At 61.0% G+C, this 13,727-nt stretch carries 13 protein-coding genes; 3 read left to right on the top strand and 10 right to left on the bottom strand.

All coding sequences use genetic code 11. The features are described 5' to 3' along the window. Position 1: 1 nt before the first annotated feature. Genes LL253_RS05255 through LL253_RS05235 form a run of 5 tightly spaced genes read right to left on the bottom strand, consistent with a single transcriptional unit; the run spans position 2 to position 4,880 of the window. Complete coding sequence (locus LL253_RS05255; protein WP_228226449.1) at positions 2-784, bottom strand: ParA family protein; 783 nt, start codon at positions 782-784, stop codon at positions 2-4. Then, positions 781-1,425, bottom strand: coding sequence for a 16S rRNA (guanine(527)-N(7))-methyltransferase RsmG (gene rsmG / locus LL253_RS05250; protein WP_228226448.1), 645 nt, complete (start codon positions 1,423-1,425; stop codon positions 781-783). The genes LL253_RS05255 and rsmG overlap by 4 nt, the downstream gene beginning before the upstream one ends. Next, the gene (gene mnmG / locus LL253_RS05245) at positions 1,422-3,272 is read right to left on the bottom strand and encodes a tRNA uridine-5-carboxymethylaminomethyl(34) synthesis enzyme MnmG (protein WP_228226447.1); all 1,851 of its coding nucleotides are present in this window, start codon (positions 3,270-3,272) and stop codon (positions 1,422-1,424) included. Before mnmG ends, rsmG begins: the two co-directional genes overlap by 4 nt. A gap of 58 nt (positions 3,273-3,330) precedes the next feature. Next, entirely contained in the window at positions 3,331-4,599 is a 1,269-nt protein-coding gene (gene mnmE, locus LL253_RS05240; RefSeq protein WP_228226626.1) for a tRNA uridine-5-carboxymethylaminomethyl(34) synthesis GTPase MnmE, read from the bottom strand. 26 nt (positions 4,600-4,625) lie between these two features. Continuing rightward, the gene (locus LL253_RS05235; RefSeq protein ID WP_009823282.1) at positions 4,626-4,880 is read right to left on the bottom strand and encodes a DUF6489 family protein; all 255 of its coding nucleotides are present in this window, start codon (positions 4,878-4,880) and stop codon (positions 4,626-4,628) included. 150 nt (positions 4,881-5,030) lie between these two features. On the opposite strand from LL253_RS05235, the gene LL253_RS05230 reads away from it, so the two are divergent. Then, positions 5,031-5,729 carry a dienelactone hydrolase family protein gene (locus LL253_RS05230; RefSeq protein WP_228226446.1) on the top strand — a complete coding sequence of 233 codons (699 nt, stop codon included), beginning with the start codon at positions 5,031-5,033 and terminating at the stop codon, positions 5,727-5,729. Between the two features lie 14 nt (positions 5,730-5,743). Continuing rightward, complete coding sequence (locus tag LL253_RS05225) at positions 5,744-6,694, top strand: quinone oxidoreductase family protein (protein WP_228226625.1); 951 nt, start codon at positions 5,744-5,746, stop codon at positions 6,692-6,694. 21 nt (positions 6,695-6,715) lie between these two features. Here the strand turns inward: LL253_RS05225 and LL253_RS05220 are convergent, their stop codons facing one another. The 3 genes from LL253_RS05220 to rho form a co-directional block, all read right to left on the bottom strand. Further along, positions 6,716-7,606 carry a class I SAM-dependent methyltransferase gene (locus LL253_RS05220; protein WP_228226445.1) on the bottom strand — a complete coding sequence of 297 codons (891 nt, stop codon included), beginning with the start codon at positions 7,604-7,606 and terminating at the stop codon, positions 6,716-6,718. A gap of 132 nt (positions 7,607-7,738) precedes the next feature. Next, entirely contained in the window at positions 7,739-8,458 is a 720-nt protein-coding gene (locus tag LL253_RS05215) for a YjbE family putative metal transport protein (RefSeq protein ID WP_228226444.1), read from the bottom strand. Between the two features lie 124 nt (positions 8,459-8,582). Then, the gene (gene rho, locus LL253_RS05210; RefSeq protein WP_009823287.1) at positions 8,583-9,839 is read right to left on the bottom strand and encodes a transcription termination factor Rho; all 1,257 of its coding nucleotides are present in this window, start codon (positions 9,837-9,839) and stop codon (positions 8,583-8,585) included. A 267-nt stretch (positions 9,840-10,106) separates the two neighbouring features. Here rho and LL253_RS05205 point away from each other — a divergent pair, with 267 nt between their 5' ends. Beyond that, positions 10,107-11,066 (top strand): retroviral-like aspartic protease family protein, encoded by a 960-nt coding sequence (locus LL253_RS05205; RefSeq protein ID WP_228226443.1) that lies wholly within the window; start codon positions 10,107-10,109, stop codon positions 11,064-11,066. An 8-nt stretch (positions 11,067-11,074) separates the two neighbouring features. Here LL253_RS05205 and LL253_RS05200 read toward each other — a convergent pair whose 3' ends face one another. Both LL253_RS05200 and msrB read right to left on the bottom strand, forming a co-directional pair. Continuing rightward, entirely contained in the window at positions 11,075-13,183 is a 2,109-nt protein-coding gene (locus tag LL253_RS05200) for a transglycosylase domain-containing protein (protein ID WP_228226442.1), read from the bottom strand. 120 nt (positions 13,184-13,303) lie between these two features. Continuing rightward, entirely contained in the window at positions 13,304-13,708 is a 405-nt protein-coding gene (gene msrB, locus LL253_RS05195; protein ID WP_009823290.1) for a peptide-methionine (R)-S-oxide reductase MsrB, read from the bottom strand. Positions 13,709-13,727 lie beyond the last annotated feature (19 nt).

Genomic DNA, 13,727 nt, shown 5'->3' with positions numbered 1-13,727 from the left:
CTCAAGCCGCAACCTCCTCTGGGGGCAGGCGCGCGATCAGCTCGCGCGCCAGACGCATATAAGCTTCCGACCCCGAGCAACGGAAGTCGTAGATAAGCGCCGGAACGCCATGGCTGGGCGCTTCAGACAGTCGGACGTTACGAGGGATGACGGTTGAAAAGACCAGATCGCCCAAACAGGCCCGGACGTCATCCGCGACCTGATCGGTCAATCGATTGCGGCGATCATACATGGTGAGTGCTACGCCCATGATCGACAAGCCAGGGTTGAAACGTCCCCGGATGCGTTCAACGGTTTGCAGCAATTGCGACAAACCTTCGAGCGCGAAAAATTCGCATTGCAATGGCACGAGCAGCGACTGCGCCGCCACCATGGCGTTGATGGTCAGCAATCCCAATGATGGCGGACAGTCGACCAGGCATATATCCCAACGCCCCGGCTGCGCTTCCGACAATACCCGCTCGAGCCGGTGCGTCCGCTCTTCATATTCGATCAGTTCGATTTCAGCGCCGGATAAATCCTGGGTTGCGGGCACCAGATCCAGCTTCGGCACGCGCGTCGTCACGATACTGTCGTCCAACGCGCAATTGCCCACCAGCAAGTCATAGCTGGAGCGCTCGCGTGCTGCCTGATCAACCCCCAGGCCGGTCGATGCATTGCCCTGCGGGTCAAGATCCACCAGCAAAACGCGAAGTCCGGTGGCGGCAAGACCGGTAGCTAGATTGATCGCCGTGGTCGTCTTCCCAACCCCACCCTTCTGGTTGGCGATAGCGATGCGGATCATGAACGACCTTTCTTCTTGCCGGCGGGCGCGACATTCCGGGCAACGATGATGGCGCTGTCCGCGTCCGTTACACTCGGTTCCACGTGGAACACACCTTGCCACGATGGGCGCACGGCCTCCAGTTCATTTTTCGCGGTTCGTCCCTTTGGCAACACCCAAAGGCTGTTCCTGTCGGAAAGATGCAGCGCCGAATGCAGCAATTTGTCCAGCGGGGCATAAGCGCGCGCGCTGATGACGGCTGCATGCATTGCCGGCGCGGACTCGACGCGACCGCCGAACACGTCCGCATGTTGCAGGCCAAGCTCTGCGATCACAGCATTCAGGAAATCCACGCGCTTGCGGCGGGCTTCGATCATCAGGACTGGCTGCTTACCGAGGCATGCAATCACGATGCCGGGCAATCCCGCCCCCGCACCCAGATCAACCCACGTACCTGTAGCAGCGCCTTCGACCAAAAGCAGCAACTGGGCAGAATCGACGATATGCCTTGCCCAGATCTGGGCACGCGTCGATTCCGCAATAAGGTTCTGTTCGTCCATGGAGGACAGCAGGATTGCAACGAAGCGTTCAAGCTGGTCCCATGTTCCACGTGAAACATCAAAATGAGAACGGAGCCACGCCCTGGCTTCTTCTTCGGTCACGCGGCCATCCGGCGGGTATGAACCAGGATGGCAGCCAAGGCCGCAGGGGTGATACCGCGGATACGGCCAGCAGCCGCTAACGTATCCGGACGGGCGGCCTCCAGACGTTCGATCATCTCGCTGGACAATCCACCTACTGATCGAAAGTCAAAGTCGGCGGCAATGATCACTCGCTCGTCCCGCCGCAATGCTGCGACTTCCGCTTCTTGGCGAAGGAGATACGGCGCATAATGGGCATCTTCGAGCAATTCGTTTCGCACATCGTCCGGCGCATCTTGCAGGCTGGGCGCGAGCGTCATGAGCAAGCGCCGAGGGACCTCAGGGAAGCGGGCCCATTCGGTCAGCGTGCGGCGCGCCCCATCCTGCCTTACGGCCGCGCCGGCCTTCGCCATTTCAGATGCCGTCATAGACCGGGCCAACGCAGTTTCAACCCGCGAGCGCCAATCCGACCGAAGCTGCAGACGTCGCGCACGATCCGGTCCAATCAGGCCATGGGCAAGACCCAGGGAGCCAAGGCGGGTCTCCGCATTGTCGGCGCGCAGGCGGAGGCGATATTCCGCGCGCGCAGTCAGCATGCGATAGGGTTCCGTAACACCCTGCAGCACCAGGTCGTCGATCATAACGCCGATATAGGAGCTGGCCCGGTCCAAGATCATCGGCGATTGTCCTAGCGCGTAAGCGGCAGCATTGGCACCGGCAACCAGCCCTTGCGCCGCCGCCTCCTCATAGCCCGTTGTGCCGTTGATCTGACCCGCGCAAAAAAGACCCGATACCGCCCGCAGCTCCAAAGCGCTGGTGAGCGCACGCGGGTCGACATGATCATATTCCACGGCATAGCCCGCTACGACGATTTTCGCGCGTTCAAGACCGACCATTGATTGGATCATGTCCCGCTGGATATCAGCCGGCAGAGAGGTGGAAATACCGTTGGGATAGACCAACGGGCTGTCGAGCCCCTCCGGTTCGAGGAATATCTGATGCCCGTCACGATCGCCGAAGCGAAGAACCTTGTCCTCAATGGAGGGACAGTAGCGCGGTCCCCGCCCCTCAATCGCGCCACTGAACAAAGGCGAGCGCCCTAGCCCATCTCGGATGATCCGATGCGTTCGATCATTTGTCCGCGTGATGGCACAGGCCAATTGCGGCAATATGCGGTTTGGCGTCACGGGCGACATCGTCCACCCGTCGTCATCCGATGGTTGAGTTTCCAAACGAGCCCAGTCGATCGTCCGGCCATCGATCCGCGGTGGCGTACCAGTCTTCAACCGCGCGATCGGCAGATCCAACAGCCGCAATTGCGTTCCGAGACTGGTAGCCGCCCTTTCCCCGACGCGCCCGCCAACGTCCTGAGTATCGCCGCAGAAAAGTTTGCCGCCCAGGAAAGTGCCAGTCGCCAGCACGATTGCAGATGAGTTCAGCGCGCGTCCATCGGCCATCCGGACGCCAGTGACCTGCCCGGCGTCCAGCAGCAGTTCCTGCGCTTCACCCTCAATGATCGTCAGACCATCCAGATCATCGATCAGCCTGTGAATGGCGGCCCGATAGCGAACACGGTCGGCTTGAACGCGCGGTCCCTGAACCGCAGCACCCTTGCTGCTGTTGAGCATGCGATAATGGATAGCAGCGGCATCTGCAGCGCGGGCCATGAGGCCGTCCAACGCATCGACTTCGCGCACGAGATGGCCTTTGCCCAGACCGCCAATGGCAGGGTTGCAGGACATGGCTCCGACAGTCGATCGGTCAAACGTCAGCAATGCTACAGTAGCGCCCTTGCGTGCAGCAGCAGCGGCCGCCTCACAGCCGGCATGGCCACCACCGACCACGATCACATCATAGGGTTTATGCATGCGTCGCCCTTATCAGAGTCGGGGCTATTTGGTCAAAAGCGTTCCACGTGGAACATTATTATTTCCCGATGCAGAAACCCGAAAAAAGGCGGTCGAGCATATCCTCCGTGCTTGCTTGACCAGTCAGCGTGTCAAGGACTGCGCGTCCAAGCCGACATTCTTCCGCGATTATGAGCAGGTCATGATGCGCGCGCGCCGCGCGGAGGTGATCGGCCAACCGGACCACCAGATCGCGTTGTCTGCGGTGGAGGGCATAGTCCCCCTCGCCTGGCAGCAGAGTGGCGGCACGCGCTGCGAGCGCCGCCAATAATGCCCCCATATTTTCGCCGGTCAGGGCCGATACCGGCAAGCCGGGCCGAGTACTATTCTGTCGGTCGCTCTGGGCAGCTATAAGGATAGCGTCGGGTCGAGGCATCGCATCCGCAGCCCCTAGCCAAAGAATGACATCCGCCGCCTCAAGCGCAGCCCGCGCCCGGTCGATACCGATAGCCTCAATATCATCACCGACATCGTCTCGCAGCCCGGCGGTGTCGGTGAAGAGATAGGCGACACCATCAATCGCGGCCGGCACCTCGATCCGGTCGCGCGTCGTTCCGGCAATGGCCGACACGATGGCGGCATCCCGGCCGACCAAAGCATTGAGCAGGGTCGATTTCCCTGCATTGGGCGGACCCGCCAGTACGACGCGAATACCATCCCGCAATCGTTCCGCTGACGGCGCAGCAAGGACGTTTCGAACATCGCCTTCCAACAGCGATAATTGCTCCGCGATATCGTCTTCGATGCTCGCGTCGGGGACGTCATCTTCGTCCGAGAAGTCCAGAGCCGCTTCCGCCATGGCGGACAGCGCGAGCAACCGTGCACGCCAATCGTCAATCCGTCGTGAGAAATGCCCTTCCGCCATGGACAAGGCCGCCCTGCGCTGACTTTGCGTTTCCGCCGCAAGCAGGTCCGACAATCCCTCCACCGCGTTCAAATCCATGCGCCCATGGTCGAATGCCCGGCGTGTGAATTCCCCGGGCTGAGCGCGCCGCAGTCCGGGAATGGCGCTCAGTACGGCTTCGACCGCGTCGATGACCGCCCGACCGCCGTGACAGTGAAACTCCGCCATGTCTTCGCCAGTGACAGTATGAGGTCCCGGCAGCCAAAGAAGGAGGGATCGGTCGAGCGGCATTCCGCCCGTCGGATCGCGCAGCAAGGCCAGGCTCGCCTGTCGGGGGGCGGGCATTCGATGCGCCAACATCTCCATCGCCGTCCCAGCTAGCGCACCGCTTACCCGAATGACGGCAATCCCTGCCGGCGGCGGGCCGCTGGAAAGAGCGAAAATCGTATCCCTCGACGGTCCGCGCACGGCTACTTTGTGTCATCCTTGCCGCCGCCCATACCGGCCAGCCCGACATTCATCATCTGCTGGAACATCCGCATGCTGGCGTCGCCCAATGGCGAAAAGCTTTTGAGCAACGTTTCCATTTGCTCGACACTGCCAATGCCATCAAAACTATCCAGCATCGTGCGGATATATTTGTCGTGTATCGGGCTCACATCCGGCAATCCGAGAAAGGCGCGGGCCTCCGCCGGGGTGCAATCCACGTCAACGGTAACCTTCATGTCCCTGCCCTTTCCGGCTGATATGCATGCACATCATCTGTCATGCGATAGTTAGACGCGCAAATGCTAATTTTTAGGGCGAATCGATGGTTGTGCCGCCCGACGGCAGGGCCAATATGCGTGCGGGACTCGTTGCGAAAGGATCAAGAAATGGGTGCATTCATTCCTGTCGACACGCTGGACAGCGACGCGCAATTTGACGCCTATGTCGCCAAGCCCGAGGGCGAGGCCAAGGCGGCAATCATCGTTATCCAGGAGATATTTGGTGTCAATGAAGGCATCCGGCGCAAATGCGATGGCTGGGCAAAAGCAGGCTATGTCGCCTATGCGCCCGACCTGTTCTGGCGCATCGATCCGCATATCGAACTTGATCCGGATGTCCCCGACGAGATGGACCAGGCTTTGGCGTTGATGCCGAAGTTCAATCAGGACCAGGGTATTCGCGACCTTGAAGCCACGATCAAGGCGGCGCGGGTCGCGGCCGGCGGCGGCAAGGTAGGGCTGGTAGGCTATTGCTTGGGAGGTCGTCTGGCGTTCATGGCCGCATGTCGGACCGACGGCGACGCCTTCGTCGGCTATTATGGCGTCGGCATCGATGGATTGCTGGGTGAACAACACGCGATCGGCAAACCGACCATGCTTCATGTCCCGACAGCAGATCATTTCGTCACGCCCGATGTGCAGAAAGCGATGCATGAGGGACTGAAGGACAATGTTCATGTGACGTTGCATGATTATGAGGGCCTGGATCATGGCTTTGCCACTGAAATGGGCCAGCGCCGGAATGATGCCGCAGCCGTTCTGGCCGATGGCCGCACCGCCGATTTTTTCGCGGAGCATCTGTCTTGACGCAGGCCTATCGCATGATCGTCCGGCAGCATGGCGGGCCGGATGTGATCGAGCGGGAGGACATGGACACTCCCGTTCTGGCCCATGGCCAGGTGCTGGTGGCGACCGAGGCCATTGGTCTCAATTATATCGACACCTATTTTCGCACTGGCCTTTATCCCGGCGATCTTCCCCTCACATTGGGCAATGAGGGCGCCGGGCGGGTAGCGGCGGTCGGTCCAGGGGTCACCGCCTTTTCCGTCGGCGATCGGGTGGCGAGCGGCACGGGCAAGGGCAGCTACACAACCCATTGGGTCGTGTCGCAGGACCAGCTGGTCGCCCTGCCCGATTCTATTGACAGCACGGATGCGGCGGCGATGATGCTGAAGGGCATGACCGCCTGCTACTTGGCCGAAGACGTGCTCCCACTGAAAGCCGGGCAGGTGGCATTGGTTCATGCCGCCGCGGGTGGCGTGGGATCGGTGCTGGTTCCCTGGCTGCGGGACAAGGGCGTCATCGTCATCGCCCACAGCGGCTCGGCGCAGAAAGCTGCGAAGGTCGATGCGGACCATAGTCTGCATGATCCCATGGAGACGCTCGCCGATCATATATGTGCGATCACCGACGGACATGGTGTCGATGTCGTTTATGATGGCGTGGGCAAGGCGAGCTGGAACGCGTCGATCGCCAGCCTCAAACGTCGCGGCATGATGGTCAGCTATGGCAATGCCTCAGGTGCTGTGCCGCCGGTCAATCTGCTCGATTTAAGCCGCGGTGGATCACTGTACGTAACGCGACCGACGTTGTTCGACTATGTGGCTACGCCCGAAGCGCTGACGCATACGGCCCAAAGACTGTTTGACCGCATGGCCCAAGGCATCATCAAGGCCGAAATTGGCCAACATTTTGCCCTGACCGAAGCCGCGCAGGCACATCGTACGCTCGAAGCAAGGCAGACAATTGGCTCTACCGTTTTAATCCCCTGAAGGAGCCCCGCGAATATCGCTTCAGCCCAGTCGGCGCTTTAGATATCGGCGCAGGCGCTTTGGCCACGGTGGCGTCATTGGGCGATCAGGTTCACGTCGCACCAGTGGCGTCATCTCAACATCGTCAATCTTCTTAAGTTCAGGCAACTTGGTACAAACGATAACGTCCTGAAGGCTCTCACCGATACCGCCTCCCATCCAGCACCCATAGCTGACCCGGGTTATGGTCATTCCCGCTTTCCACACCATATCTCTGATTAAATCGGCATCGAACGCGATGAAGGAGAGTGGATCGTCTGCGTTAGCAATGAAAACGTCCTGCGCATCCATCATTCTTTGGCGGTCGAGAGGAAACATCGACTGCCCTGATAACACCATGTGCCGTGAAAAGGCATTAAGCTCGAAACAGGTGAATAAGAAGCGGCCACCGGGTTTCATCATAGAAGACACAAAGTCTAACAACTTCTGGAAATCATCTTGGGTAACATGCGTAAAAACAGAAAACGCGTAGCCATCCGTGAAGTAACCTTGGTATTTCTTTCTTAGATCGTCATGGCTTGCACGATCTCGCTCATCAATGAAGCGATCATAATGATCGTTCATGCCCTCAATCAGTTCAAATGTCGTATTTGGTACTGTTGGAGCAATATTCTGTTCGCAAAATTCGATAACTGGGGGCATGATATCCATGCCCACAATTTTTGTGGGACGGACACCGGCTTTGTGCAGCGAAACCAATCCCCTGCCTATCCCGCAGCCAAAATCGAGGACTTTGGATGCACCATTAAGGCGCACATGACGGCGCAGCACATTAACACAGGCATCGCCGACCTTCTCGGGGTCTGATCCTCCAACCCAGTCGTTCATGGGGGAGGCGCGCATGAGATCATAAATTTGAGAAAGTTCGGTCACTTACAATCCCTAACTATTCTTCCGCTACATGATGATGTGAAGCGGTAAACATTCCCATGCCGCACAATCAAGTGCATGCGCCAAAAAGACCGCGAAAGTCCAAGTGTCACCATTTGCTTCTGCGGAGCGCTTTCAAAACAGGGTCAGCAGGCCCACTTGCTGATCGACAAACCCCTCATAGATCATCTTCAACGCCACATAGATGATGACGGCGAGGCCCAGATAGGCGATCCAGCGAAAACGCTCGATATAATGGGCGATGACATTGGCCGCGATGCCCATCAGGGCGACCGACAGGACCAAGCCGATCATGAGGATCCCGGGATGGTCGCGCGCCGCGCCGGCCACGGCCAGGACGTTGTCGAGGCTCATCGACACGTCGGCCACGGCGACGGCCCAGGCGGCTGCCGCAAAGCTCTTGGCGGGGCGCAGCCCGGACACGTCGTCATCGCTGGGATCGTCGGGCGTATCCGCCCCGCGCGCAGGATGCAGCTCGCGCCACATCTTCCAGCTGACCCAGAGCAGCAACAGACCGCCGGCCAGAATGAGGCCGACAATCTGCATCAGCTGGCTGACCACCAACGCAAAGGCGATGCGCAGCACCAGAGCGGCCAGGATGCCGATCAGTATCACCTTCTTACGCTGGGCGGCGGGAAGGCCAGCCGCCAGCGCGCCGACGACAATCGCATTGTCGCCCGCCAGCAGCACGTCGATCATCAACACCTGGACAAAGGCCGACAGCGCGGATGGCGACGTTATATTGCTGAAATCATGGATGATATGCTGCCAGATTTCGGCAGGTGAGCCGACCCCTTGAACAGCCGAAGCGGCGGTGGCGAATAGGTCGATCATAGCGGCCCTTGCGTCCCTGTCGTCGATAGGAAGAACGCCGGACCATCGCATGATCCGGCGCTCCGATACAATATGGGGCGCCCGAAGCGCCCCATGTCCTCAAAGGAGGAACCCCCCAGCGGGGTTACTGGTTCATCGTCGCGAAGAAATCCTCGTTGGTCTTGCTGTCCTTCATCTTGTCGAGCAGGAACTCCATTGCGTCGATCGTGCCCATCTGCATGAGGATGCGGCGCAGCACCCACATCTTGCTAAGCGTCGGCTTGTCGACCAGCAATTCTTCCTTGCGGGTGCCGGACTTGCCAACATCGAGCGCCGGGAAAATGCGCTTGTCCGCAACCTTGCGGTCCAGCACGATTTCCGAGTTGCCGGTGCCCTTAAACTCTTCGAAAATGACTTCGTCCATACGGCTGCCGGTGTCGATCAACGCGGTGGCGATGATGGAGAGCGAACCGCCTTCCTCGATATTGCGCGCCGCGCCGAAGAAACGCTTGGGACGCTGGAGCGCATTCGCATCGACGCCGCCGGTCAGCACCTTGCCCGACGAAGGGACGACCGTGTTGTAGGCGCGGCCAAGGCGGGTAATGGAGTCGAGCAGGATCACCACATCCTTCTTGTGCTCGACCAGACGCTTGGCCTTTTCGATCACCATTTCTGCGACCTGGACGTGGCGAGTGGCGGGCTCGTCGAAGGTGGAGGAGACAACCTCACCCTTCACGCTGCGCTGCATGTCGGTGACTTCCTCGGGCCGCTCGTCGATCAACAGCACGATCAGGAAGACTTCGGGATGATTGTCGGTGATCGCCTTGGCGATATTCTGCAGCATCACCGTCTTGCCGACGCGCGGCGGCGCGACGATCAGCGTGCGCTGGCCCTTGCCCTGCGGGGAAACGATGTCGATGACGCGCGCCGACTTGTCCTTGACGGTCGGGTCCAGCGTATCGAGCCGCAGCTTCTCGTCCGGATAGAGCGGCGTCAGATTGTCGAAATTGACGCGGTGGCGAACCACATCGGGGTCATCGAAATTGACCGTGGTAAGCTTAGTGAGGGCAAAATAGCGCTCGCCATCCTTGGGCGCGCGGATCTCACCTTCCACCGTGTCGCCAGTGCGCAGGCCGAATTTGCGGACCTGATTAGGCGAAACATAGATGTCATCGGGACCAGCGAGGAAATTGGCTTCCGGGCTGCGCAGGAAGCCGAAACCATCGGGCAGCACCTCGATCGTGCCTTCACCCATGATCTGTTCGCCATTTTCCGCCTCGGCCTTCAGAATCGCGAACATCAGGTCCTGTTTGCGCAACGTCGATGCGCCTTCTACGCCCAGTTCCTCCGCCATGGTGACGAGGTCGGCGGGGACGGTTTTCTTGAGGTCCTTGAGGTGCATGAGCGAGTCGGTCCGATGAGGTGAAGAAGGAAAAGGCCGGAAAGGAAGGATTTAGCCGGCGAGGACCGCCGGGACTCCGCGCTCCGGAAGGGCGTGGACAGGTTGTTTGCGTGTAGCGGGCCGTGCATCCTTCCGTCAAGCTGGGACAGGCATCCAAAATCCGCAAATCTGGGGCCCGTTCGCCAATGGCGCGGTCAGCGGTGCACATGGCGCGATTGTCGCCTGTCATGCTATAAGGGCGGCAGAAGACACGAAGAGGATGAGGATATGGGACGGCTCCCTGCCCTGCTGGCGATCATGCTGGCGTTCGGCAACGCGCCCCTGGCTGCGCAAACGCCGCCGCTCGATCCACAAGTACCTCCCGCGCTCGTGCGCACCGCCAGCCTGGACGATCGCGTCACCATCCCCATTTCCATCGACGGCAAGGGGCCATGGCCCTTCGTCATTGATACTGGATCGCAGCGCACGGTGATCGCGCGCGACCTGGCTCAACGCCTGGGGTTGCCGCCGCGCGCTGATGTCACGATCCTTAGCATGACCGGACGGTCCCAGGTCGCAACGGTCGCCCTGCCGCGCCTGACATTCGGTGCGGGCGTGATCGACGATATCGAAGCGCCTGTGCTGGAGGGGGAGCATCTGGGCGCGGCGGGCCTGTTGGGGCTGGATAGCCTGCACGACAGGCGCGTCGTCCTGAATTTCCGCAGCGGCACGATGGACATTGCCGACAGTGGCCGCCGACGGACATTTCCAACCGATCCCGACACGATCGTGGTGGAAGCGCGGCGCAAGCGCGGGCAGCTGATTCTATTGGATTCGCGGGTCAACGGGATGCGGGTCAACATCATGCTCGATACCGGCAGCCATTACAGCATCGGCAACCTGGCGCTACGCGACAAGCTGCTGCGCAAAAAGCGCGCGCCCGACCTGCTGACCGCGACACTCACCAGCGTCACGGGCGGCACGCTGATCGGGGAAGTCGGCCGCATAGGATCGGTGGCGCTGGGCCGCGTCAACCTGACCGAAGTGCCGGTGATCTTTGCCGACGCCAGCCCCTTTGCGGAACTGGGCATGCAGGACAAGCCCGCCTTGCTGCTGGGCATCAGCGCGCTGCGGGTGTTCGACCGGGTGGCAATCGATTTCGCGCGGGGGAAGGTCGACTTCCTGTTACCCGACGCCAGTGCGATCACGCCCACACGCTTGGCGGCGAACCAACCGGCGGATGGCTGAGCCGCGTTTCAGGGCTGCTGCGATGGCGGCCGGTTGGACGGCGGCTGTTGCGCCGGCTGGCGCGCGCGGTCGCGGCCCAGCACATTGTCGATCCACTGCTGGTCGAGCCGCGGCGGCTGCGGGCGATCCTGCGGGTCGATCTCCATATCCGGCTCATCCTCATAGCCCTGCGAAGGCGCGGGGGCTGGCGGCTCGATCGGATAGCCATTTTCATCGACCATCATGCCGCCGGCATAGGCGCCATTGTCGGGGCCCTCATAATAGGCCTCTTCATCCGGTTCGAGCTGCCATTCGGGCAAGGTAACTTCGGTGTCGAACTTTTCGACCGGTCGCTTGGCGACGGCGACCTTCATATAGTCCGCGAAGGCGCGGGCCGGGGCGCGGCCCCCCTGCAATCCGCCCACCGCACGCGCATCATCGCGGCCCATCCAGACGCCGGTGGTGATGCCGCTGGAAAAGCCCAGGAACCAGCCATCCTTGTTGCTGCTGGTGGTGCCAGTCTTGCCCGCGACTGGCCGGCCGATCTGTGCGGCGCGGCCCGTACCGGTGCTGACCGCGGTTTGCATCAGGTCGGTCATGCCCGCCGCCACCCAGGGCGCGACCAGCACGCGGCTGGTGTCATCCTGATGTTCGTAGAGCAGTCGCCCGTCCGCCGTCGTCACCTTGGTGATGCCATAGGGCGTGACCGCGATCCCCTTGCGCGCGATCGAGGCAAAGGCGCGCGTCATGTCGATCAGGCGCACGTCGGACGTGCCCAGCACCATGGAAGGATGGGTGTTAATCGGCGTCGATATGCCAAAGCGGCGGGCCATGTCGGCGACGGTGGAAAAGCCCACTTCCACGCCCAGCTTGGCCGCGACCGTGTTGATGGAATAGGCAAAGGCGGTCCGGATATCGATCGCGCCGGCGAAGCGGCCATTGCTGTTGCGGGGGCTCCACCCGTTGATCGTTACCGGCTCGTCGGTGATGCCGGTGTCGGGCGTATAGCCCGCCTCGAGCGCTGCCATATAGACGAAGATCTTCCACGCGGAACCGGGCTGACGGGTGGCGGTGACGGCCCGGTTATAGTTGGACGACACATAATCAAGGCCGCCGACCATCGCACGCACGGCGCCGTCGCGATCCAGGCTGACCATGGCGCCTTGCGCGCCCTTGGGCGCGTTGGCCTGCACCGCTGCGGTCGCAGCCCTCTGCATGCCAAGGTCGATCGTGGTATAGACCTCCAGCGGCTCATTGGGTTCGTCGATCAGCAGGTCGAGCTGCGGCAACGCCCAGTCGGTGAAATAGCGCACGCTGTTCTGCGGCGGTTCGGGCGCCATCTTGACGTCGTCCAGGTCTACACTGGCGCGCTCCGATGCTGAAATCTTGCCATTATCCTGCATCAGGTCGAGCACGACGCCCGCGCGGCCGATCGCCGCCTCGGCGTCGGCGGTGGGGGAATAGCTGGAAGGCGCCTTGACAAGTCCGGCGATGATCGCGGCCTCTGGCAAGTCGATCGTCGTTGCGGGATGGCCAAAGAATTTGCGGCTGGCGGCGTCGATGCCATAGGCGCCGCCGCCAAAATACACCTTGTTGAGATAGAGTTCGAGGATCTGCCGCTTGGAAAATTTGCGTTCCATCGCCAACGCCAGCACCATTTCGCGGATCTTCCGCCCGAAACTATAGCTGTTGTTGAGGAAGATATTGCGCGTCACCTGCTGCGTAATGGTCGATGCGCCCTGCAGGCGGCGGCCGGACCCGCGCCGTTCCACCGCGACCCAGGCGGCGCGCGCCATGCCCACCGGGTCGATGCCGGGATGCATGTAGAAACGCTTGTCTTCGGTCGAAACCATCGCGTCAACCATGACCGCCGGGATCTGATCATAGGTCATCCAGCGGCCGAAACTGGGACCAAGCGAAACGATCACGCTGCCATCGGCGGCATGGACGCGGATCATCTGGCCATTGGGCGAGGATTTGAGACTTTCATAGTCGGGCAACGACTGAAGCGCGATCACGACAGCGATCACCAGCGCCAACATGGCCGCGACCGCTGCCGCCAGGCCGATCTTCAGCCCGCGCATCAGCCATTTCCTGACGCCGCGGGGCGTGCCCTTGCTCTTGCCTGATCCTGCCATCTGTGCCGCCCCGGATACGCGCTAAACCTGGTCCGGGCCAGCGCAAATCATGCGTCCGGCATTCGAAATGGACCGCTTCGCCCCTTCCATGGCGATACGCGCTTTACCAGCGATGAACGATCATGGATGCTGTTCGCGCGGCTTGAAGTCGAGACTGGCGCTGTTCATGCAGTAACGCAGGCCATTGACGCCGGGGCCATCGGGAAAGACATGGCCCAGATGCCCGTCACATTTGGCGCAGCGCACTTCGGTGCGGATCATGCCGTGACTGGTGTCGCGAATTTCCTCGACCGCGTCGATGTCGACGGGCGCTGTGAAGCTGGGCCAGCCCGATCCGCTATCATATTTTTCCTCGCCATCGAACAGTTCCGCGCCGCAGCCGGCGCAATAGTAGACGCCATCGATCTTGTTGGCGTTGAGCTTGCCGGTGAAGGCCCGCTCCGTGCCCCCTTCGCGCAGCACATGAAATTGTTCGGGGGTCAGGCGCTGGCGCCATTCGGCGTCGGTGAGGCTGATCTTTTCCATGGCGGCAATATGGCCATGG

The sequence above is a fragment of the Sphingobium soli genome, assembly GCF_020782245.1.
GTDB classification, from domain to species: domain Bacteria; phylum Pseudomonadota; class Alphaproteobacteria; order Sphingomonadales; family Sphingomonadaceae; genus Sphingobium; species Sphingobium soli.
This window is presented reverse-complemented; position numbering and strand designations above follow the sequence as displayed.